Here is a 22,120-nt window from a genome sequence, read left to right as displayed (position 1 = left end):
ACCTTTCTTGGCCTGGGCGCACCACGACAACTTCATACCGAGCTCGACAGCACGACCTTGCACCACCTCCCAGAAGCGAAAAGTGCCGGCGGCCCGCCGGGGCTGGAAAACAACCGGAGGAGCCGAAGTGGCGACAGCGCCCAGGTTCACCAAGCAAGGCACCACCCCCGCGGACGAAACAGCGGGGCATACCAAACATCCGGTCGACGAGACGCTGCCCCCGCTGAAGATGGCGACCACGGGTCTTCAGCACGTGGCGGCGATGTACGCGGGCGTGGTCGCGCCCCCGCTGATAGTCGGCGCCTACATAGGCCTCTCGGCGAAAGAACTCACCTTCCTCACCGGCGCCTGTCTGTTCACGGCAGGCCTCGCCACCTTCCTCCAGACGCTCGGCATCTGGAAGATCGGCGCCCGGCTGCCCTTCGTGAACGGTGTGACGTTCGCGGGCGTGGCTCCGATGCTCGCCGTCGTCGACTCGACGAAGGACAAGGACGACGCGCTGCCGGTCATCTTCGGAGCGGTGATCGTCGCGGGCGTCCTCGGGTTCATCGCGGCGCCCTTCTTCTCCAAGGCGATCCGCTTCTTCCCGCCGGTCGTCACCGGCACGGTCATCACCCTCATCGGGATCTCCCTGATGCCGGTCGCGTTCGGCTGGGCACAGGGACCCGACACCAAGGCGTCGGACTACGGCTCGATGAAGAACCTGGCCCTGGCCGGCATCACGCTCGTGATCGTGCTGCTGCTGCGCCGGTTCACGGCCGGGTTCGTCAAGCAGATCGCGGTCCTCCTCGGCCTGGTCATCGGCACGGTCGCGGCGATCCCCTTCGGCGTCACGGACTTCTCGCCGGTCGGCGACGCGGACATCGTCGGCTTCCCGACCCCGTTCCACTTCGGCGCACCGCAGTTCGCGGGAGCGGCCATCGTGTCGCTGTGCGTGGTGATGGTGGTGTCGATGACCGAGTCGACCGCCGACATGCTGGCGCTCGGCGAGATCGTCGACCGCCCGGCCGACGAGAAGACGATCGCGGCGGGCCTGCGCGCCGACACGCTCGGCACGGCACTCAGCCCGCTCTTCAACGGCTTCATGTGCAGCGCGTTCGCGCAGAACATCGGGCTCGTGGCGATGACGAAGATCCGCAGCCGGTACGTCGTGGCGACCGGCGGTGCGTTCCTCGTCCTGATGGGCCTGTGTCCGATGGCGGCCTCGCTGATCGCGGTGGTGCCGCGCCCGGTGCTCGGCGGCGCGGGCGTCGTCCTGTTCGGGTCGGTCGCGGCCAGCGGCATCCAGACCCTGGTCAAGGCGAACCTGGAGAAGGACAACAACGTCCTCATCGTCGCGGTCTCGCTCGCCGTGGGCCTGATCCCCATCGCGGCGCCGGAGTTCTACCACGCGTTCCCGGACACCGCGAAGATCATCCTGGACTCGGGCATCTCCACGGGCTGTGTCGCGGCCGTCCTCCTCAACCTCGTCTTCAACCACCTGGGGCGGCGCGGCGACGCGGACGACGTCACCAACCCGATGGAGCCGGGCGGAGCCATCGCCGAACAGCGGACAGGGAAGTCCGCGGCGACGGTGCACTGACGATCGGGCGATATCGGGTGCGGCGGAGACCGGTCCCGGGTGATGATCGTCCGCATGTCACAGACACTCCCCGACCCGACCGTGCTGCACCCGATGCCCGGCCAGGAGCGTGTGGTGCTCCTGAAACCGCTGATCACCTCGGAGTTGATCGAGGTGGGCGAGTTCACGTACTACGACGACCCGGACGCGCCCACCGAGTTCGAGACCCGCAACGTCCTCTACCACTACGGTCCCGAGAAGCTCCGCATCGGCCGCTTCTGCGCCTTCGGCACCGGTATCCGCTTCATCATGAACGGTGCCAACCACCGGATGGACGGCGCGTCCACGTTCCCCTTCCCGATCATGGGAGGGGCCTGGTCGGACCACTTCGACCTGATCACGGACCTGCCGTCCCGGGGCGACACGACCGTCGGCCACGACGTCTGGTTCGGCAACGGGGTGACGGTGATGCCGGGCGTCACGATCGGGCACGGCGCGATCGTGGCGACGGGCTCGGTGGTCACCGACGACATCCCGCCGTACGCGATCGTGGGCGGCAACCCGTCCCGGGTGATCCGCACCCGGCACGACGCCGACACGGTCACCCGCCTCCTCGAACTGGCCTGGTGGGACTGGCCGTTGGAGCACATCACCGAGCACGTCCGCTTGATCATGGCCGGTTCGGTGGACGCGCTGGAACGGGTGGCGCCCTGCTGAGAGCCTGTCTCTGAGCGAGGGGATGCCACCCGCCCCGGGGTGTCACCCGATGTGGTAGCTGTCCCCGTACACCTTCCAGTCCAGCGGCGGGTCCAGGTTCAGGTTGCCCTTGTCCAGGAAGACGCGCTGTGCCGTGTCGACGCGGCTGGTGTCGCTGTGCGCCTCCTCCTGCTTCATGGCCCACACCCGGGCGTCGAGGAAGGCGTTCAGCCACGCCACCTCGGCGCCGCCCTGCGACGGTGGCTTCGCCCGGCCCAGGGCGCGCTTGCGGATGCCGCCGAAGCTGGTGCCGTCGGAGCCGTTGCCGTGCATCACGATGGCGTCGTAGTACGTGAACTGGCCGAGCGTGCCGACCCCGTCGGCCTTGCCCTGCTTGACCGCGGGGTTGAAGTAGACCCGGTCGCGCTCGTCGTTCTGCGCCTGCTGGAAGGCGGCGTCCCTGGCCGCCTTCGCCCAGTCGCCCGGGAAGCCGGGGTCGAGGCCGTCGTGCGAGTCGCTGCCGTCGACGTCGCGGAGCGCGGGCAGGTACTTCGCCAGGACGTTGCCGGGCACGCGGTCCGCGTACAGCTCCACGAGGTCGAGCATGTCGCCGGTGCCCGAGCAGAAGCCGATGATGCCGGCGGTGTACCCGCGGCCGTCGCCGATGTCCTCGATGTACCCGTACTGGGCCTTCCAGTCGAGCGAGGAGTTCTCCGCGCTCGACACCAGCTTCATGGCGATCTCCTTCTTCGCCGGGTCGTCGAGCCCGCTCGCGGCCGCCGGGACGGGAGCGGCACCGGCGAGCTGTGTGGTGAGCAGGGGCGCCGCCACGACGGTGGCGCCGAGGAAGGCGAGGAGTGTGCGACGGGAGGTGCGTATGTGGGGGGTGGACACGGGTCCTCCTAGGGGGAGTTCGTCGTTCCGTCGACTGTTAGGAAGGTTTCCTACCAGAGATTGCGGGTGACGTATACCCGTCAAGTCGACTTCGGAGGAAGCGAGTCGGGGCCGCGAGGGGCGGGGTCCTCAGGCTCTACGCAGGCGTTCGCGCACCTGAACAGCGACTTTGTACGTGTCCCCGGTGGGGCGGGTGAGAAGCCTGCCCGGAGCACGCACCCAGGCCTCCTCCAGCGCGAACCAGTCGATGGGGCGAGGCGGGCGCCGCTCGTCGAGCGCGGTGCGCAGCGCGGCGAAGTACGTCTCCCAGCGCTCACGGTAGAGGCCGCCGACGAGACCGGCCCACTCCCGGTTGGCGTAGTCGTGCAGTCCGGCCTCGGCCCCCGAACGCGTCCCCCAGACCGTGACCAGGGACAGCTGGTCGTACGCGAGGCGGGCGCGCTCCGCGTCGTCGGAACCCCAGGCGCGCGCCTCGGCCACCCAGCGGCCAAGGAGCTGCCGGGAGTCGGTCGCGAGAAGCCGCTCCAGCAGGTCCATCAGGCCGAGCCAGTCGCGGGCCAGCCGGTCCAGACCGGCCGCGTCCCCGGCCTCGTACACATCCTTGACCCGGGGCAGCAGCGCCCGGCTACGGTTCGAGAGGGCCTGGCGGCTCACGTCGAGAAGGTCGTTGCGGTACGCCGATGAGCGCCGCAGCTGCGGTCGCACGGCCAGCAGGCGGTCGAGCGCATCCTCGAACTCGGCCGCGTCGTAACGCAGTTGCTTCGGCGACCAGGTGGCGGCGGTACTGGCCACGAGCGCGGGGCGCGCCCCGAACAGCCCGTCCGCACCCTCGGCCCAGCCGTCGGCCCGCGTCGTGCCGTACACGGTGCGCCGCAGCACGTCCCAGGCGGCGACCGCATCGGCGTCGCGCCCGCCGTACCGCGCCACGGACCACTTCTCGAACCAGTCCCGCAGATCCAACGGGCCGTCCTGCCAAGCGAGTTCGGAGAACAGCTCGAACGCCGCCGGGTTGTTGTCCGCGGCCTCGGGCAGCAGGGCCGTGCCGCGCAGGGCGCCACCCGGCCGGGTACGCCAGTGGTCGTAGTGCCGCGCCCACTCCGGGGTGTTGGCGCCGAGCGTCGTGTGCCCGCCGAAATTCCAGATGGAGCCGAACGCGTAGGGGGTGCCGCCCCAGTCCGCGTCGCGGTCGGGCACCGTCGGAAGCCGGTCGGAGATGCCGTCGACGACGAGCATGCGGTCCTTGTCGACGGCGTTCACGATCTCCTTCGGCGGGTTGCGGCGCCAGCCGAGGATCACCCAGAGCGCTTCGGGGTGCGCCGTGCGCAGGGCCTTCTCGACGCCGCGCGCCGCGTCGGCGACCGGCACGTCACCGGCCTTGCCGCCCTCGTGCAGCAGATCCATCTTGTAGAGCTTCGCCGGGCCGAACATCTCCTCCTGCGTGCGGTAGAACGCGGCCGCCACCCGTGCGAAGTCCGGTCCGCGCGGATCCAGCCAGTCCGGCCGCCGGTACCCGTACCAGTCGCCCTGCTGCACCACATGCGCACCCGGGTTGTGTTCCGCGAACCCGGGCGGCACCGTACCGAAGTAGCCGGGCAGCACCGGCTCCATCCCCAACTCCCTTAACCGGTCGGCGATCCGGCGCCCGAGGCGGGCCCGCGCGGCGAGCAGCCCGGCCGACACGGGGCCGCTCGCGGGACCCGCCATGTTCTGCAGCAGCCACCACGGCTGATGGGCGGGGGAAGGGATCCACTCCCGCACCTCCTGCTCGCCGTAGCCGAATCCGGTCAGCACCCGGTGGTACAGCGCGTCCGCCCCCACGTACACGAGGACCTCGTTGAAGCCGTGCAGGGCGAGCACGTCCAGTTCCCGCTCCCAGTAGGCCCAGTCGTGGTACGCCCCCGTGTAGCCGTCGTTGGTGTCGTTGAGGACGAAGCGGTGCGGGACGTTCGCGCGGCCGGTGAGCGCGTGCGGCGGTGCGGGCAGCAGGCCGGGGAGGTCCAGCTGCTCGCCCGTCCACGAAATGTTGGCGTGGGCCACCTGCTTCAAGTACTGGCGCAGGCCCGCGAGTTGGACCGCGGGCGAGGTGCCGGCGATCCGGATGCTGCCGGGGCGCCCGTCGACGCGGAAGCTGTCGTGCGCACCCGGCAGCGGACGGAAGGACAGCTGGTCCGCGTGGCGGCCGAGCAGGCGACGCGCGGCGGCCGCCGCGGCGTCCCGGGAGCGGAGCGTGCCGTCCGCCCGGTCGGCGGAGCCCTTCGGGTCGTCGGAGTCCTCCTGGTCGGCGGCGGCGCTGGTGCAGGACACCGCGGCCGATCCGGCGAGCGCGGTCAGGAACGTACGTCTGGCCAAGGGCATGGTGAGTGCATACCCGCCTTCGCGGCGCGGTGGGTGACGCCGCGCGGACGGGCCGGGGTGGCGCACGTGAACGGAGGGTTCGGCGGGGTCCTCGTCGGGACGGGGCGGTATGCCGGCGGGCTCAGGGCTCACCGGGCGGCCCGCGAGCGGCACGGGGTGCCCGCCGGGAGCCGGCCGTCCACGAACGCCGTCGGCGCGACCCCGAACAGGGCGCGGAACTCGGCGGCCATGTGCGACTGGTCGTAGTAGCCGGTGGTCTGGGCGAGACCTGCCCACGGGACCGGGGAGCCGGGCCGCGCGGTGGCCCCGGCCAGGAGCTGGTGCACGCGGTCGATGCGGGCGAAGTGCTTGGGCGACAGACCCGCATCCTCGGTGAACAGAGTTCTCAACAGGCGTTCGCTGACCGACAGTTCCCGGGCCACCTCGGTGACGGGCGCGGGCCGCGGGCGGCCCGGCCGGGTCGACAGGCGACCGACCGCCGCCCGCACCAGATCCGCACGCGAACGGTCGGCCCGATCGCGCGGCCCGATCGCGGGCGGCAGCACCTCGGCCAGTACGGACAGCGCCTCGTCCACCGTCGCGTCCTCGCCGACGCGGCCCAGCCGGCGCGCGATCCGGGCCGTCGCCGCGCCCGGCAGCTCGGCCAGCGGCACCACCCGGCCCACCAGGTCCCGGGCCGACGCCCCGAGCAGCGGCCTCGCGGCCCCCGGCCGGATCCGCAGGTCGAGGCAGAGCGGCAGCCGCTTCCCGGCGTTGTACGAGGCCCGGGTGCGGGGCCCGACCGCCAGGACGTCGCTGCCGCCGCCCGGCAGGGTCCGCAGCACGAGCCGCACCGCCGCGTCCGGCACATGCGTGATCGAGCGCGGGGCCTCCGGGGTGTGCGTGACGACCCCGACATCGGAGATCCACGGGCGCAGCGCGTCGGGCGGCTCGACCAGACGCGTCGGCACCTGAGAGGTGCCGCCCGCCGTCCTGATCGCCGTCTGCCGCGCGAGGTCGGCGGAGAGGGGCTTGGTCACGGTGGTCACCGCACCACGGTAACCAGGCGGAACCCTCCCGTGGGCGATGCAGGCGTGCCGGAATTTCCTATCCGCGGGCCGGTGACCCGCGGCAGCGTGGCACGCATGATCCTCATCACCGGTGCCACCGGCACCATCGGCAGTGACGTCGTCCGCCTCCTTGTCGCGCGCGGCGTCCCGCACCGCGCCCTGACCCGGGATCCGGCGCGCGCCCGATTCGGGCCCGGTACGGAGGTCGTGCGCGGCGACTATGACGACCCGGAATCGCTCACGGCGGCCGCCACCGGCGCCGACGCCGTGTTCATGGTCAACGCCCCGGGCGCCGCCGCCCCCGGCGCCCACGACCGGGCGCTGCTCGCGGCCGTCGGCGCGGCGGGGGTGCGGCGTGCGGTGAAACTGTCCGCGATCGGCACCGGGGAACCTGGCTCCGGCCGGTTCAGCGCATGGCACGTGCCCGGTGAACAGGCGCTGCGCGACGGTCCGTTGCGGTGGACCGTGCTGCGTCCGTCCATGTTCGCCTCGAACTTCCTGTGGTGGGCCGACGACATCCGGGCCGGCCGCCCCGTGCCCGACCAGTACGGCGGCGGCGCCCAGGGGGTCGTCGACCCGGCCGACATCGCGGCCGTCGCTGTCGAGGCGCTCCTCGCGGACGGCCACCACGGACGCACGTACACCCTGACGGGGCCCGAGGCGCTCGCGGTGCCCGACATGGCGGCGTGCGTCGGCAAGGCGCTCGGCAGGGAGGTCGCGTCGGCCGAGGTGTCGGAGGCGGACTCCCGGGCGTTCGTGATCTCCACCGGCATCCCGGCGGAGTTCGCGGACGGCGTCCTGGAAGGCCTCGCGTTCGTCCGCGCCGGGGGCAACGCCGTCGTCACCGACGATGTCGAGCGGGTGCTCGGGAGGCCGCCGCGCACGTTCGAGGAGTGGGCGCGCGAGCACCGGGCGGCCTTCGCGTAGGCGTCGACGGTGCGGCAGGGCGGCGCGATCCGGGGAGCCGGTCACAGACCGAAGACACCCGGGTCCGTCGCCAGCTCCTTGAAGACCTCCCTCGGATCCTTGACGAGTTTGCGCTCGGTGAGGTCCAACAGGCCGCCCACCGAAGTCACTTCGGCCGACACGGTGCCGTCACTCCTCCTCACCGTCTGCAGGATGCGGAACGTCTTGCCCTCGCCCCACTCGAAGACGCAGTCCACGTCCACCTCGTCACCGGCGCGCAGCTCGCGCAGATAGCGGATGTTCGTCTCCAAGGCGACCGGCCCCACCCCGTGGCCGAGCAGCTTGCTCTGCTCGATGCCGCCGTGCCGCAGGAGCGACCAGCGCGCGTGCTCGGCGTACTGCAGATACACCGCCTGGTTGAGGTGGCCCTGCGAGTCGGTCTCGTATCCACGGACCTCGATCCGGACGGAATACGGCTCTGCCACGGCGTTCCTTTCGATGAGGGGAGAGTGCGGGTCGACGAGGGGAGGGTACGGGGATGCGCGGACACGGTGCTGCGGCCGATCCATGACGGCGCTACGCCCGTCTGGGCGAGGCCAGCAGATAACGGCCGCCGCGCGCGGCCGCGTGCTCGCTCACCTGCCACCCGGCCCGCTGAAGTGCCGCCGCGCACTCCGCGAGGCCGGCCGGCTCCGGGTGGTGTACGGCGACGGCCTCGGGCTGCGGGGTGGCCGTCACGCGGTAGCCGGGCTCCGTGCCGCTCGCAGGCGGGCACTCTGCCGCCTCCAGGGCGAGCGCCGCCGCGTGCGGGAGACGGCCCCGCTCCCAGGCGCAGGGCCGGTCGGTGGAGCCGCCCGTATTGGTCATGCGGCGGATCTCCATGAGCCCCTGCCAGGCCGTACGCACCTCGCGCGCCCGCACCGGCGAGGCCACGGCGTCCGCCTCGCCGCCGAGGCGTGCCACGAACACGCCGTCGGACGCGGGCGGCGAGGACTCAGGCGGGGCGGGCTCCGGTCCGGCCCGGCGGACCAGGTGCCCGGCCGGCGTCAGGAAGTGGTCGTGCGGCGGCCGCGGATGCCGGAACGCCAGCTTCAGCACGACGAGCCGCGTCAACTGGGCCGCGCTGCCGCTGATCCGGCCGGTCCCGGGATCGGCGGCGTCGATGATGCGCCGCTGCGCGGCGGTCGGCGGTCTGGTCATGGCGCACCTCCTGCCGACGATGGTGCACGACGGCACTGACAACGGGCGCCCGAACGGATCAGCTGCTCGGCGGCCGCAGGTTCCAGCCGGAGACCACGGGCCTGCCGTGCTCGGTGCTCAGCCGGCTCACCGTGCCGGTCGCCAGCAGGAAGTGCGCGCCGCCCGACGGGGGCAGACCCAGGCGCCGGGCGGTCAGGACCCGCAGGAAGTGACCGTGCGAGACCAGGACGACGCTGCCCTCGTTGTTGGAGAGCGCCGCGTCCACCTTGGAGAGCATCCGGTCCGCCCGCGCGCCTACCTGTTCCGGGGTCTCGCCCGGGTGCTCGGGCGGTCCCGGCGGCACCCCGTCGTCGAACAGGTACCAGTCGGGGTGGGTGCGCTGGATCTCCCGCGTGGTCACGCCTTCGTAGCCGCCGTAGTCCCATTCCCGCAGGTCCGGGTCGAGGGTGAAGCGGTGCAGGCCGGCCAGCTCGGCGGTCTCCCGGGCCCGCTCAAGGGGGCTCACGAAGACGGCCCCGACGTGGTAGCTGCCGACGAGAGGCGCGACCCTGCGCGCTTCTTCGCGGCCGTTCTCGGTGAGAGGGATGTCGGTGAGGCCGGTGTGCTGACCGGTCAGCGCCCACTCGGTCTCACCGTGCCGGACGAGGAGCAGATCACCCACGGTGCACGCCTGTTCTGGGGGTCGGTTCGGGACAGGGACATTGTTGAACGAACCGTACACGGGGGCGCGGGCCGAGGGATGGCTCGGGCCCCCGTGCGAGGGCCCGCGGATCAGGGATTGTCGGACCCGGCCCGTAAGGTCTAGAGGTCCGACGGAGTGTGAGCCAGGTGAGCGGAGAGGGGAGGTGGCGTGGCCGTGCCGGAGCTGCCCGGCGTCGCCCTCGACGCTGCCGCCGTCTTCCTGCCCGCGGCCCTGCCGCGCGAGGGGAAGGTCGCGTTCTGGTCGCCGGACGGCGCGGGTCCCCCCGGCGCCGACACGGAGATCACGGTCGTGCGGCCGCACGGATCGGGGGTGCGCGGCCGCAAGGTGCCCGCGCTCGTCCTGCCGGTCGTCGACGCGCTGCCGCTGCTCGTGCGGGCCCGCCGCACCCGGGGCGCGCACCCCGCCGCGGCCGCCTGGGGCGCGGCCGCCGCGCACGCCCTGCACCTCGTGGCGCGCGGCCGGCTGCTGCCCGGACTCACCGCGTCCGACCACGACGCGTGGCGGGCGGGCCCGCTGGACGCGGACGACGTCGCGCAGCTCCACGGCATCGCCGCCGCCCTGCCTCCCGAGGGGTACGCGACACCGGTCCCCGGCCGCAGGCCGGTCCGGCTGCCCGAGCCCGAGGCACTGGTCCGCGCCTTCCTCGACGCGGTCGCCGACGCGCTGCCGCGCACCCCGGCCGCGGCGCATGCGGCGGGCGCCCCGTTCGCCGCCGTCGCCCCCCAGCACATCCCGCACGCGCGGCCCTGGGCCGTCGAGGCGGCGGCCGGGCTCGACGCGGGAGTGCGGATCTCCCTGCGCCTCGACCTGTCCCACCAGCTGCTGTTCGACGGGGCCGAGGAGAGCGAGACGCCGGACGAACCGGGGGAGCGCCGCGCCGCGGCCGCCGTCGTCCAGGTGCACAGCCTCGCGGACCCCACGCGCGTGGTGGACGCCGCGCACTTGTGGACGGGCGACGCCTCCGACCACTTCGGGCCGCGTGCCCGGATCGACGCCGTCCTCGCCGTGCGCCGGGCAGTAGCCGCCTGGCCGCCGCTCGGCCGGCTCCTGGAGCAGGACGTGCCGGACGTGCTCGCGCTCGCCGAGAGCGAGCTGATCGATCTGCTCGGTCCCGGCGCGGCCCGGCTCGCCGAGGCGGGCGTCACGGTGCACTGGCCGCGCGAGCTGGCCCGCTCGCTCACCGCGACGGCCGTCGTGCGCGCGCAGACCGCGCCCGGCTCTGCCACCGACGGCACGACCTTCTTCGACAGTGACGAACTGCTCGCATTCAACTGGCAGTTGGCGCTCGACGGGGACCCGCTCACCGAGTCCGAGATGGACCTGCTCGCCGAGTCGCACCGCGCCGTGGTCCGGCTGCGCGACCAGTGGGTCGTCGTCGACCCCGACCTCGTCCGCAAGGCGCGCAAGCGGGAGCTGGGCCTCCTGGAGCCCGTCGACGCGCTGGCCGTCGCGCTCACCGGCGAGGCCGACGTCGACGGGGAGCGGGTCGCGGCCGTGCCCACCGGCCGCCTCGCCGAGCTGCGCGACCGCCTCACCCGGGGCATCGACACCGTCGAGCAGCCCGAAGCCCTCCACGCGACGCTGCGCGACTACCAACTGCGCGGCCTGGCCTGGCTCGACCTCATGACCTCGCTCGGGCTCGGCGGCTGCCTCGCCGACGACATGGGCCTCGGCAAGACGGTCACGCTCATCGCCCTGCACCTGCGCAGGAACCGGACGGCGCCGACGCTGGTCGTCTGCCCGGCCTCCCTGCTCGGCAACTGGCAGCGGGAGATCGAAAGGTTCGCCCCCGGCGTCCCCGTGCGCCGCTTCCACGGCACCGACCGCACCCTGGACGGGCCCGGCGGCGGATTCGTCCTCACCACGTACGGCACCCTGCGCACCCGCGCCGCCGAACTCGCGGGCCACACCTGGGGCATGGTCGTCGCCGACGAGGCGCAGCACGTCAAGAACCCGAACTCGGCCACGGCGAAGGCGCTGCGCCAGATCGACACCCCCGCGCGCGTGGCGCTCACCGGCACCCCCGTGGAGAACAACCTGTCCGAGCTGTGGGCCCTGCTCGACTGGACGACGCCCGGCCTCCTCGGCCCGCTCAAGGCGTTCCGCGCCCGGCACGCGCGCACGGTCGAGGGCGAGGTCCCCCTTCAGGGACAAGGAGGCGTGAATCCCGAGGCGATCGAGCGGCTGGCCCGTCTCGTACGCCCGTTCATCCTGCGCCGCAAGAAGTCCGACCCGGGCATCGTGCCCGAGCTGCCGCCCAAGACCGAGTCCGACCACCCGGCGGCCCTCACCAGGGAACAGGCGTCGCTGTACGAGGCTGTAGTGCGCGAGTCCATGGCGAACATCGAGGCCGCCGAGGGCATCGGTCGTCGCGGCCTCATCATGAAGCTGCTCGCCTCCCTCAAACAGGTCTGCAACCACCCCGCGCAGTACCTCAAGGAGGGCGAGAGCGACGGCGGCCGGGCCCGCCTCGCGGGCCGTTCGGGCAAACTCGCCCTGCTGGACGAGCTGTTGGACACGATCGTCGCCGAGGACGGCTCCGGCGGCTCGGTGCTCGTGTTCACGCAGTACGTGACGATGGCCAGGCTCCTCGCCACCCACCTGGACACCCGCGGCATCCCCAGCATGCTGCTGCACGGCGGCACCCCGGTCGCCGAGCGCGAGCGCATGGTGGACCGCTTCCAGTCCGGCGAGGTCCCCGTGTTCCTGCTGTCGCTGAAGGCCGCGGGCACCGGGCTCAACCTCACGCGCGCGGGTCACGTCGTGCACTTCGACCGCTGGTGGAACCCGGCGGTCGAGGAGCAGGCCACGGACCGCGCGTACCGCATCGGACAGACCCAGCCCGTCCAGGTGCACCGCCTCATCACCGAGGGGACCGTCGAGGACAAGATCGCCGAACTGCTCGCGGCCAAGCGGGCGTTGGCCGACGCGGTGCTCGGCTCCGGCGAGGCCGCGCTCACCGAGCTGACCGACCGGGAGCTGACCGACCTGGTCTCGCTGCGGAGGGAATCGACATGAGCCCTTCTCGCCCTTCTCGCCCTTCTCGTCCTTCTGGTACGGGACAGCACAGCGCGCACATCCCGGGGCGGGCCCGCGCGGGGGAACAGGCGCAGGCCCGGCACATGGACACCCGCCGCACGTTCCCGCCGCTGCCGCCGCGCGCCCAGCAGGGCGACGGCGCCGCCCTGACCTGGTGGGGGAACGCGTGGGTGGACGCCCTGGAGGACACCGCCCTCGACCCGGCCCGCCTCGCGCGCGGCCGCGCCTACGCAGACCGCGGGCACGTCGACGCGATCACGGTCACCCCGGGCCGGGTCGTCGCCTACGTCCACGGCTCGCGGCCCCGCCCGTACCGCGCCGAACTGCGCCTGCGCACCTTGTCGGACGACGAGTGGACCCGCTTTTTGGAGACGGCCGCGGCCCGCCCCGACCACATGGCGTCCCTGCTCGACAAGGACGTGCCGCACGCGCTCGCCGCCGCCGTCGACCTGCTGCCCGCCGTCGACGAACTGGTCCCCGAGTGCAGCTGCCCGGACCGCGTCCACCCCTGCAAGCACGCGGCGGCGCTGTGCTACCAGACGGCGCGGCTCGTCGACGAGGACCCGTTCGTCCTGTTCCTGCTGCGCGGGCGCGGCGAGCAGGAGCTGCTCGCCGACCTCACGCGGCGCAACGCGTCGCACACCGCGCAGGAGCAGCGCACCGCCGAGACGCCGTCCCTCGACTCGGTCCCCGCGCGCGACGTGCTCGCCCGCGCCGCGCAACTCCCGCCGCTGCCACCGGAGTTCCCCGCTCCCGCGCACCCCGAGCGCCCGCCGTCCTACCCGCAGGCCCCGGGCGCCCCCGACCCGCTCGCGCTCGACCTGCTCGCCACGGAGGCCGCCGCCCGCGCGCACACCCTGCTGACCACGGGCTCGGACCCGCTCGCGGCCCTCACCCCCTGGCAGGACGCCGTCCGCCTGGCCGCCGCCCACCCCGGCTCGGGCCTCACCGCGGCCACCCGCGCGCTGTACGCCTCGCTCGCCCGCGGCACCGGACGCACCCCGGCCGACCTGGCCCGCGCGGTCGCGGCCTGGCGCCAGGGTGGCCTCGCGGGGCTGTCCGTCCTGGAGGAGGAGTGGGACCCGCCGGCGGGCCCCTTCGACCGCGCCCGCCCCGCCCTCCTCGCCACGGGCCACCCCGAGTTCCGCCCCCGCCGCAACCACCTGTCGACGCCGTCCGTCCAACTCCGGCTCGGCCGCGACGGGTTGTGGTACGGATACGAGTCCGACCCGGGCCGCGAGGACTGGTGGCCCAGGGGAGATCCCGGCCCGGACCCGGTGTCGGCCCTGGAGTCACTGCTCGGCGGGGTCTGACCCGGGCTCGCCCGTGAGTCCTCGCCGGTGGGCGATGGCCGCGGCCTGGGTGCGGGTGGCGGCGCCGAGTTTGGCCAGGATGTGCGAGACGTGGACGCCCGCCGTGCTGGGTGAGATGTGCAGACGTCCGGCGATCCGACGGTTGCTCAAACCCTCGGCGAGCAGAGCGAGTACGTCGTGTTCGCGTGCGGTGAGTCCGCTGTCGGCCGCGGGCGCGGACCTGGCGGCCAGGGCGATCCGGCGGGCCAGGGGAGCCGCGCCCAGGGCGGCGGCCAGCTCCGCGGCCTCATCGAGCAGAGCCGCGGCGCTCCGGTCACCCGCGGCGAGGGCCGTCTGCCCGCAGTGCAGCAGGCTCTGGGCCAGCTCGTAGGGCTGCCGCAGCTCCCTCCACGCGGCCACGGCCAGGTCCCAGCCGTCGTCGTCGAGCAGGGCGCGGAGGTGAACGCGCTGGGCTCGCTCGTACGGCCCTTCCTCTCCCAAGTCCGCATCCAATGCGGCCAGTTCGGAGCAGCGAGACGCGACCCGCTCCTTCGTCGAGGCGCCGCCGCGTGCGAGGCGCGCCCGTTGCACCACGGCTCCGGCGATCAGGACGGGACGGGCCTCGCTGCCGTGGATCTCGCCGAGTCCCGGATCGGCCAGGGCGACGGCGAGGAGCCGGTCGGCCCGTTCCGGATCCCCCTGGGCGAGGGCGAGCAGGCACAGCCATTGGCGGCGGTGGAACAGGCCGCCGGCGCGCAGGGCGTCCGCGGGCTCGGCCGCGGCGGCCCCGGCGGCCGTCACATCGCCGCGGAGCAGCGCCACGTACCCGCCCAGGGAGATCAGATCCTGCCGCGCGGACGGGGGCGGCTGCTCGGCGAGAGCCTCGTCGACGAGGGTGGCGGCCCGGTCCCACTGCCCGGTCAGGAGCAGCCCGCGTACGGCGTGACAGGAGAGATCGGCGCCTCTGCTCAGGCCGAGCCCGAACCGGCGGGCGAGCCGGATGCCGTCCATGGCCGCTTCGATGCCGCGCCGGTGCTCGCCGTTCCTCGTGTGCGCCGTGGACTCGTACATCGGCACGGTCAGTAGCAGGTCCTGGCTGTCGAGCCGCTCGGCGAGCTGCCGGGCCTCGGCAAGCGCCTCGATGTCGCGGCTACGGGCACCGGCGCCCAGGAGCCCGCGGACGGTGACCATCGCGTCGCCGGTTCGCCGGCCGATGCGCAGCGCCTCGGTGAACGACTGCCGGGCCGCGGCGGCGTTCGGCAGCAGCCCCATGGCCAGCACCCCGAGGACCCGCCCCCGCTGCAACTGGCCCGGGCCGTCGGGCAGCAGTCGCAGCGCGTGCTCGAAGTCGTCGATGCCGGTTCCGTCGAGCCGGTGCCGGAGCCTGCCCCGGTGTTCGAGGAGCAGAGCGGCGCGCTCGGGGGCGTCCCGCTCGTCGAGGGCGGCGAGACCGGCCGTGGCGTGGTCGACACCGCGCAGGTACTCCCCGCTGAGCATGCAGGACTCGGCCGCCTCGGTCAGCACGCCGACCCGGTCGGTGCCGGTCCGGTCCCGCGGATCCGGTACGTGGTCCCACAGTTCGAGGACCCGCCCGAGCATGCGGCCCTGCTCCTCGTAGGCGTAGGAGCGGCGGGCCCGGCCCGCGGCCCGGTAGGCGACGGTCAGGGCCTGTTCGTGATCCCCCGCCGCGTAGGCGTGCGCGGCCAGCTCGGCCGCGTGGGCGTCGTCGGAGCTCAGGGCCGCGGCGTAGCGGGCGTGCAGCCGCGTGCGTTCGCCGGGCAGCAGGTCCTCGTACACGGCCTGCCGGATGAGCGCGTGCCGGAACGCGTAGCCGTCGCCCGCCGTGACGAGCAGGCTCCGGTCGACCAGCGCGCGCAGCAGCGCGTCGAGGTCCGTGCCGCTCTCGTCGGCCACGTCCTCCAGGAGGCGGTGCGCGACGTGGTCGCCGCCCGCCGACACCAGGCTCAGCAGCCGGTGGGCGGGGGAGGGCAGCGCGTGCGGGCCCCGCAGGAGCAGCTCGCGCAGGCTGTCCGGCGTCTGCGCACCGCCGTGGGCGAGCGCCTCGACGAACAGCGGATTGCCGTCGCTGCGCCGGTGGACGCGGTGCACGGCGGCGGCGTCCGGTGCGGCTCCGAGAATCGCGGCCAGCTGGCGGCCGACGTCCTGTTCGGTCAGCCGGGGCAGTCGCAGAATGGTGGTGCGCGGGCCCCGGGCGAGTTCGGACAGCAGGGGGCCGAGTTGTCCGGTGCCCGTCCCGCCGGGCCGGTAGGTGGCGAGCAGCAGGACTCCGGGCCGCGTCAGGTTGCGGGCCAGGAACGCGAACAGTTCCCGGGAGGCGGTGTCCGCCCAGTGCAGGTCCTCGACAGCGACGACCAGCGGCCGGTCCACGGCCGCGTGCTCGACGAGGGCCAGGATCTCCTCGTAGAGCCGGTGCTTGCCGGTGTCGGCCCCGGCGGCCTCGCCGAGCTCGGGGAACCAGCGAGCCAGCTCGGGACAGTGGCCGGCCCGCGCCGCCCCGTCGCGGATCAACCGGCGCAGGACCGCCACGAACGGGGCGTACGCGAGCCCTTCGGCACCGAACTCCGCGCAGGCGCCCCGCACCGTCCGCACCGAGGTCTCCAGCGACTCGGTGAACTCGGTGAGCAGCCGCGACTTGCCGATCCCGGCCTCACCGGCGATCAGAGCGACCGCGGGCCCCCGCGACCGCGCGGCGTGCCACGCCTGCGCGAGCGCTGCCAGCGCGTCGTCGCGGCCGACGAACACCGGACTGACCACGCGTTCCGCCACCATCGCGCCAGCATATAAATACCGAACTCGCCCGATGCGGTACGGGTGTTCACGAGGTCAGGCTCGACCCATGAACACATCCCACCCGCTGCGGACCATCGAGGCCCACGAGTTCGACGCCTGGGCCCGCATGATCACTACGACGTACGGCCAGGACTGGCGCGAGGGCGCCCTGCGCAACGCCCGCTCGGTGCACGACCCGGCGCGCACGCTGGCCGCGTACGACGGCCGGGACATCGTCGGCGGCACGTCGATCTACGGCCGTACCGTGACGGTCCCCGGCGCCTTCGTCCCTGTCGCGGGCATCACGCTCGTCGCGGTTCTGCCCACCCACTGCCGGCGCGGCATCCTCACCGCGATGATGCGCGAGCAGCTCACCGGCCTGCACGAGTCGGGCGGCGAACCCATCGCCGCGCTCAACGCCGCCGAGGCCACCATTTACGGCCGCTTCGGCTACGCCATCGCGTCTCACCGCGCCGAACTCCGGTGCGACAAGCGGGATATGACGCTGCGCCCGGACGCCGACCCCGGCAACGGCCGCATCCGCCTGCTCGCCGGTGACGAAGCACGCCCCCTGCTCGAAAAGGTCCACGACACGGTGCGCCGCCAGGCGCCCGGCTGGGTCGACCGGACAGAGAAGTACTGGGACGCCCGGCTCCACGACGCCGAGCACATCCGCGACGGAGCGACCGAACTGCGCTACGCGCTGCACACCGAACCCGGCGGCGAGGCCACCGGCTACGCCCTCTACCGCTCCAAGGGAAGCACCGTCCAGATCGTCGAACTGGCCGCCACCACCCGCCAGTCGTACGCGTGCCTGTGGCGCTACTTCATCGACCTCGACGCCCACGACCGCCTCACCTGCGACGCGGCCGTCGATGAGCCGTTGCCGCACCTGCTGACCGACCCACGGGCGGCGCGCGCCTCGGTGGTCGACAATCTGTGGGTCCGCCTTGTCGACGTCGACCGGGCTCTCGCCGCACGCCGTTACGCGGCCCCGCTGGACCTCGTCATCGAGGTCGAGGACGCCTTCTGCCCCTGGAACGCGGGCCGCTACCAGCTGCATGCCGACGACTCCTCGGCCATCTGTGAACGCACCAGGGACCGCCCCGACCTGCGCCTCTCCGCCGCGGAACTGGGCGCTGCCTATCTGGGCGGCCCCACCCTGTCGGCCCTGGCGGCCGCCGGACGGATCGAGGAACTGCGCCCCGGCGCGGTGGCCGCCGCCTCGCTCGCCTTCCGCGGGACCCGCGAACCGTTCCACCCCTCCGGCGCGGCCTTCCCCGCCTTCTGAGCGGCGCGGCTACCGCACACGGCGACTACTGCACGCTCGGCGCCGCCGCCGCCACGAACGCGCTCAGCGCGTCCTTGCAGCGCTGCGAGCGCTGGTCGCGGTCCTGTTCGTCCGTGGACTCGTGCAGGCAGTTCGCCAACTCGAACGCGGTTTCGGCGAGTTGGCGTATCCGTGGTACGTCGCAGACCAGTTGGACCCGGGCCAGTGCCTGACGGGCCGCGATGCGGGCTTCGTACGAGGCGAAGCGGGCTGCCTCCGCCTCGGGTGCGCCGGGTTGCTCGTGGGCGCGGAACCAGCGGTCGTTCTGACCTCGCCGGTAGTCGAAGAGGGCGCCCGCGAAACCGCTGTAGCTCGCGATGCGTTCCTGGCGCAGTTGCTCGGCGCGGGCGAGCTCCGCGCCGCGCACCGTCGCACGCCCTTGGAAGTAGTGCGTGACCACCGAGCCGAGCAGGGTGCCGAGTACCGCTATCAGTGCCGCGTCCAAGGTCCCGTACTCCTCAATGCCGAACAATGCCGATCAGTGCGAATCACTGCCAACGGGCGATAAAACAGGTCGATTTCAAGCGCCCCCGTTGACTACCGTCAGGGGCGTGTCCACGAAACTCAATCAGATCATCGCTGTCGAGAAGGGCGTGAAGGCCAAGGCCCACCAGGACCTGACGGCAGCCCACCACGGATTGCAGAAGCCCGCGTTGCTGACCGGCATCGCGCGCACCTACCAGCCCAAGGACGAGGAGGGCGAGCAGTTGCCCCCGGAGTCCACGCGGGTGCAGGTGCGCGCCGAGGAAGTGCTGCGCAGGACCGCGGAGTCGCTCACCCGGCTCTTCGACGTGACCGCCACGAAGGACTGGGCGAACCGCGAGGCCCGCGCCGATGTGAGCGTCGACGGACAGGTTCTGATCGCCCAGGTACCGGTCTCCTACCTCCTGTTCCTGGAGAAGCAGCTGACCGACCTGAACACCTTCGTGCGCAGGCTGCCCGTGCTCGACGCCGCCGAGTCGTGGACGCAGGACCCCTCGACCGACGACTGGCGCACCGAGCCGGTGCGCACCGTGCGGACGAAGAAGGTGCCGCGCAACCATGTGAAGGCGGAGGCCACCGAGAAGCACCCGGCGCAGGTCGAGGTGTACTACGAGGACGTGCCGGTCGGCTACTGGACGACGGTGAAGTTCTCGGGCGCGCTGCCCGCCCGCCGGATCAGCCAACTCCTCGACCGGGTCGAGAAGTTGCAGCAGGCGGTGAAGTTCGCCCGGGAGGAGGCGAACGCGGCGGAGGTCACCGACCGCCGCGTCGGCGACCCGGTCTTCGGCTACCTCTTCGGCTGAACCGAACCGCTGTCACCTGGACATCTGCCACCATGAAGACTCCCCGGCCGTACGTCTCGTACGGCGGCCGGGGTGCGCGAGGAGCGCAAAGCTGAAACTGAAGCTTGTCGTGAAAGAGCGGTGCGCACAGAGCAGGACGCGTACCGCCGTCAATCTCAGACTCTCGCTCCAGACTCAGCATTCGCCACTCATCACCGGATCGACCGGGCCCGGCCCGGGATCCTGAATTGCCGGTTCGAATCCGGCCCGCCCAGCTCGATGGGCGGTAGTCCAACGGCAGGACGCGGGATCGTGAAACTGACCGGGGTCCTCAAGCGTGCCGGTGTGCGACACGAGTGGCATCACACGGGCCCGGGGGCCGGCTACGCCCCCGGGCCCACCGACATGCCCCGCCCCGCGAAGTACTCCCCGAACCGCTCCACCGGCAGCTCCGCCGTGCGCGTCGCCTGATCCGTGCCCGACGGGTTGTGGAAGTGGAAGCCCGCGCCGTCCGGCGTGCGGGCCGTGACCAGGACCAGGTGGCCGCCGCGGCCGGGGGCGGGTTCGTGGGGACGGCGGATCGCGTAGTGGACGGAGGCGATGACGAGCCGCCCCGCGTCGAGGAGTTCCCCGATGCCGTCCGTCGTCAGCTCGCGGTGCACCCGCGCGTCGACACCGAGCGCCTCCCGTACGTACTCGGCGGCCGGTGCGTAGATCATCCCGTGGATCTCGCCGTCGGCGTCCACGGTGTACGCGCCGAACTTCAGGGCCCCGTCGCGGAGTTCGAAGAGTGAGGGTGCGTCGGAGCCGAGCGCCATGCGCAGGCACGTCGCTCCGCACAGGTGCCCGCACCAGCGCGCGTAGTCCTCCACCGTCGCCGCCCCCGACTCCCGCCACGCGGGGTCCCGCGCCCGGTCGAACTCACCCGAGACGATCGGGCCGACCAGACCGGGCGAGGCGAACTGGGTATGGCTCGGGTACGCGCACGTGGTGCAGGACGTCACTGACTCTCCCGTCGGTCCGGCGAAGGCCGCGTCACTGGCGGTAGCCGCTCAGGAAGCGGCCGATCCGGCTGATGGCGGCGTCGAGATCGTCAGCGTACGGGAGGGTGAGAATGCGGAAGTGGTCGGGCCGCGGCCAGTTGAAGCCGGTGCCCTGGACCACCTGGATCTTCTCGCGCAGCAACAGGTCCAGGACAAACTTCTCGTCGTCCACGATCTTGTGGACCTTCGGGTCGAGGCGCGGGAAGGCGTACAGTGCGCCCTTCGGTTTGACGCAGCTGACGCCGGGAATCTCGTTCAGCTTCTCCCACGCCTTGTCGCGCTGCTCGTGCAACCGGCCACCGGGCATGGTCAGTTCGCGGATCGACTGCCGCCCGCCGAGGGCGGCCTGGATGGCGTACTGGGCGGGCGCGTTCGGGCACAGCCGCATGGAGGCGAGCATCGTCAGGCCCTCCAGATAGCTCTTCGCGTGCTGTCGCGGTCCGGTCACGACCAGCCAGCCCGAACGGAAGCCCGCGACGCGGTACGTCTTGGAGAGGCCGCAGAAGGTGAGGACGACGAGGTCCGGGGCGAGGGCGGCAGCGCTGTGGTGGACCGCGTCGTCGTACAGGATCTGGTCGTAGATCTCGTCGGCGAACACCATCAGGCCGTGCCTGCGGGCGAGATCGAGGATGCCCTCGACGATCTCCTTCGGATAGACGGCGCCGGTGGGGTTGTTCGGGTTGATGATGACGACGGCCTTGGTGCGGTCCGTGATCTTGGCCGCCATGTCGTCCAGGTCCGGGTACCAGTCCGATTGCTCGTCGCAGAGGTAGTGGACGGCCTTGCCGCCGGAGAGCGTGGTGACCGCGGTCCACAGCGGGAAGTCGGGCGCGGGGATGAGGACTTCGTCACCGTCTTCGAGCAGCGCCTGCACGGCCATCGTCACGAGCTCGGAGACGCCGTTGCCGAGGAAGACGTCATCGACGCCGACCTCCAGACCGAGGCCCTGGTAGCGCTGGGCGACGGCGCGGCGGGCCGAGAGGATGCCGCGCGAGTCGGTGTAGCCGTGCGCCTGCGGGAGCATCCGGATCATGTCCTGGACGATCTCCTCGGGCGCCTCGAAGCCGAACAGTGCCGGGTTGCCCGTGTTCAGGCGCAGCACGCTGTGGCCGGCCTCCTCGAGCGCGTTCGCGTGCTCGATCACCGGGCCGCGGATCTCGTAGCAGACCTCGCTGAGCTTGCTCGACTGCCGGAACTCCATGCGCGTGCCCTCCAGGCGGACCAGTGTGTTGTTACTTGGTTTTACCAAGCTGGAGCTTGGAAAGTCCAACAACTTGCATAGACTGCGAGCCATGCCACGTCGAAGTTACGACCAGTACTGCGCCGCAGCCCGCGCTCTCGACGCCGTCGGGGACCGCTGGACGCTGTTGATCGTCAGGGAGCTCCTCGCGGGTCCGCGCCGCTACACCGACCTCCATGCCGACCTGCCCGGCGTCAGCACGGACATGCTGGCCACCCGCCTGAAGGACATGGAGCGCGACGGACTCGCCGCGCGACGCAGACTCGCGGCTCCCGCTTCGGCGTACGTCTATGAACTCACCGCGCGCGGACAGCAGTTGCTGCCCGTCCTGCTGGCGCTCGGCGAGTGGGGCGCGTCCGAGCTGGGCGAACGCCGGCCCACGGACGCGGTGCGGGCGCACTGGCTGGCTCTGCCGGTGCTGCGCGAGCTGGCGGCGCTCGGTGAACCCGGAATCGTCGAAGTGGCCCTGGAGGAAGGGGCGTTCCACGTGCGGGTGGGCGGCGAACCGGTGTACGGCGAGGGGGCGTACGCGGAGGGTGAGCCCGATGTGCGGGTCACGCTCGACGGGGAGGTGGGCGGTGCGGTCGCCCGGGGGGCGGTGGGGTTGGTGGAGGCGGTGCGGGAGGGGCGAGTCGGTGTCGTGGGGGACGGGCCGCTGGCGAAGGTGCTACGCGGTGCAGATCCTTCGGATTCCTCAGGCCCCTCCGGCCACTCAAGCCCCTCCGACCACTCAAGCCCCTCCGGCGATTGAGGAGCG

18 protein-coding genes are annotated in these 22,120 nt (G+C 72.6%); 8 read left to right on the top strand and 10 right to left on the bottom strand.

From position 1 onward, the window contains the following. The first annotated feature begins 229 nt into the window (after window positions 1–229). On the top strand, window positions 230–1,582 hold the full coding sequence (locus tag ACIREE_RS15010) for a nucleobase:cation symporter-2 family protein (protein ID WP_404151235.1): 1,353 nt from the start codon (window positions 230–232) through the stop codon (window positions 1,580–1,582). A 54-nt stretch (window positions 1,583–1,636) separates the two neighbouring features. Further along, window positions 1,637–2,278 (top strand): CatB-related O-acetyltransferase, encoded by a 642-nt coding sequence (locus tag ACIREE_RS15005; protein ID WP_404151088.1) that lies wholly within the window; start codon window positions 1,637–1,639, stop codon window positions 2,276–2,278. Between the two features lie 42 nt (window positions 2,279–2,320). Here ACIREE_RS15005 and ACIREE_RS15000 read toward each other — a convergent pair whose 3' ends face one another. The 3 genes from ACIREE_RS15000 to ACIREE_RS14990 all read right to left on the bottom strand — a co-directional run bounded on the left by ACIREE_RS15000 (window position 2,321) and on the right by ACIREE_RS14990 (window position 6,534). Further along, window positions 2,321–3,151 carry a chitosanase gene (locus tag ACIREE_RS15000; RefSeq protein WP_404151086.1) on the bottom strand — a complete coding sequence of 277 codons (831 nt, stop codon included), beginning with the start codon at window positions 3,149–3,151 and terminating at the stop codon, window positions 2,321–2,323. A gap of 129 nt (window positions 3,152–3,280) precedes the next feature. Further along, on the bottom strand, window positions 3,281–5,506 hold the full coding sequence (locus ACIREE_RS14995) for an alpha-N-acetylglucosaminidase (RefSeq protein ID WP_404151084.1): 2,226 nt from the start codon (window positions 5,504–5,506) through the stop codon (window positions 3,281–3,283). 128 nt (window positions 5,507–5,634) lie between these two features. Continuing rightward, window positions 5,635–6,534, bottom strand: a complete 900-nt coding sequence (locus tag ACIREE_RS14990; RefSeq protein WP_404151082.1) for a helix-turn-helix domain-containing protein — start codon at window positions 6,532–6,534, stop codon at window positions 5,635–5,637. 96 nt (window positions 6,535–6,630) lie between these two features. Here ACIREE_RS14990 and ACIREE_RS14985 point away from each other — a divergent pair, with 96 nt between their 5' ends. Then, window positions 6,631–7,482, top strand: a complete 852-nt coding sequence (locus ACIREE_RS14985) for an NAD(P)H-binding protein (protein WP_404151081.1) — start codon at window positions 6,631–6,633, stop codon at window positions 7,480–7,482. Window positions 7,483–7,523: 41 nt separating this feature from the next. On the opposite strand, the gene ACIREE_RS14980 is transcribed toward ACIREE_RS14985, so the two are convergent. The 3 genes from ACIREE_RS14980 to ACIREE_RS14970 form a co-directional block, all read right to left on the bottom strand. Continuing rightward, window positions 7,524–7,946 carry an acyl-CoA thioesterase gene (locus ACIREE_RS14980; RefSeq protein ID WP_404151079.1) on the bottom strand — a complete coding sequence of 141 codons (423 nt, stop codon included), beginning with the start codon at window positions 7,944–7,946 and terminating at the stop codon, window positions 7,524–7,526. A gap of 91 nt (window positions 7,947–8,037) precedes the next feature. After that, window positions 8,038–8,661, bottom strand: a complete 624-nt coding sequence (locus ACIREE_RS14975; protein WP_404151078.1) for a hypothetical protein — start codon at window positions 8,659–8,661, stop codon at window positions 8,038–8,040. A 58-nt stretch (window positions 8,662–8,719) separates the two neighbouring features. Further along, on the bottom strand, window positions 8,720–9,322 hold the full coding sequence (locus ACIREE_RS14970) for a histidine phosphatase family protein (protein ID WP_404151076.1): 603 nt from the start codon (window positions 9,320–9,322) through the stop codon (window positions 8,720–8,722). A gap of 189 nt (window positions 9,323–9,511) precedes the next feature. Between ACIREE_RS14970 and ACIREE_RS14965 the strand changes: the two genes are divergently transcribed. Then, a complete protein-coding gene (locus ACIREE_RS14965) occupies window positions 9,512–12,382 on the top strand; it encodes a DEAD/DEAH box helicase (RefSeq protein WP_404151074.1) in 2,871 nt (956 codons plus the stop codon). Beyond that, window positions 12,379–13,716: an SWIM zinc finger family protein gene (locus tag ACIREE_RS14960; RefSeq protein WP_404151072.1), complete on the top strand. Its 1,338-nt coding sequence runs from the start codon at window positions 12,379–12,381 to the stop codon at window positions 13,714–13,716. The genes ACIREE_RS14965 and ACIREE_RS14960 overlap by 4 nt, the downstream gene beginning before the upstream one ends. Here the strand turns inward: ACIREE_RS14960 and ACIREE_RS14955 are convergent. Continuing rightward, the gene (locus tag ACIREE_RS14955; RefSeq protein WP_404151070.1) at window positions 13,696–16,485 is read right to left on the bottom strand and encodes an ATP-binding protein; all 2,790 of its coding nucleotides are present in this window, start codon (window positions 16,483–16,485) and stop codon (window positions 13,696–13,698) included. The two genes, ACIREE_RS14960 and ACIREE_RS14955, sit on opposite strands and share 21 nt — an antisense overlap. Before the next feature lie 67 nt (window positions 16,486–16,552). Here ACIREE_RS14955 and ACIREE_RS14950 point away from each other — a divergent pair, with 67 nt between their 5' ends. Next, window positions 16,553–17,776, top strand: a complete 1,224-nt coding sequence (locus ACIREE_RS14950; protein WP_404151068.1) for a GNAT family N-acetyltransferase — start codon at window positions 16,553–16,555, stop codon at window positions 17,774–17,776. Window positions 17,777–17,801: 25 nt separating this feature from the next. On the opposite strand, the gene ACIREE_RS14945 is transcribed toward ACIREE_RS14950, so the two are convergent. Next, window positions 17,802–18,260: a hypothetical protein gene (locus ACIREE_RS14945; RefSeq protein ID WP_404151066.1), complete on the bottom strand. Its 459-nt coding sequence runs from the start codon at window positions 18,258–18,260 to the stop codon at window positions 17,802–17,804. A 106-nt stretch (window positions 18,261–18,366) separates the two neighbouring features. On the opposite strand from ACIREE_RS14945, the gene ACIREE_RS14940 reads away from it, so the two are divergent. Beyond that, window positions 18,367–19,101 carry a hypothetical protein gene (locus ACIREE_RS14940; protein ID WP_404151065.1) on the top strand — a complete coding sequence of 245 codons (735 nt, stop codon included), beginning with the start codon at window positions 18,367–18,369 and terminating at the stop codon, window positions 19,099–19,101. Between the two features lie 362 nt (window positions 19,102–19,463). Here the strand turns inward: ACIREE_RS14940 and ACIREE_RS14935 are convergent, their stop codons facing one another. Together ACIREE_RS14935 and ACIREE_RS14930 are read right to left on the bottom strand one after the other, a co-directional pair. Beyond that, window positions 19,464–20,084: a peptidase gene (locus ACIREE_RS14935; RefSeq protein WP_404151063.1), complete on the bottom strand. Its 621-nt coding sequence runs from the start codon at window positions 20,082–20,084 to the stop codon at window positions 19,464–19,466. Window positions 20,085–20,115: 31 nt separating this feature from the next. Beyond that, a complete protein-coding gene (locus ACIREE_RS14930) occupies window positions 20,116–21,324 on the bottom strand; it encodes a pyridoxal phosphate-dependent aminotransferase (RefSeq protein WP_404151061.1) in 1,209 nt (402 codons plus the stop codon). A 91-nt stretch (window positions 21,325–21,415) separates the two neighbouring features. Here ACIREE_RS14930 and ACIREE_RS14925 point away from each other — a divergent pair, with 91 nt between their 5' ends. Then, a complete protein-coding gene (locus ACIREE_RS14925; RefSeq protein ID WP_404151059.1) occupies window positions 21,416–22,114 on the top strand; it encodes a winged helix-turn-helix transcriptional regulator in 699 nt (232 codons plus the stop codon). The last annotated feature ends 6 nt before the right edge of the window (window positions 22,115–22,120 follow it).

This window comes from Streptomyces sp. NPDC102467 (assembly GCF_044765445.1).
Taxonomy (GTDB): Bacteria; Actinomycetota; Actinomycetes; order Streptomycetales; family Streptomycetaceae; genus Streptomyces.
The sequence above is the reverse complement of the archived record's forward strand: the minus strand, read 5'-3'. Positions and strand labels throughout refer to the sequence as shown.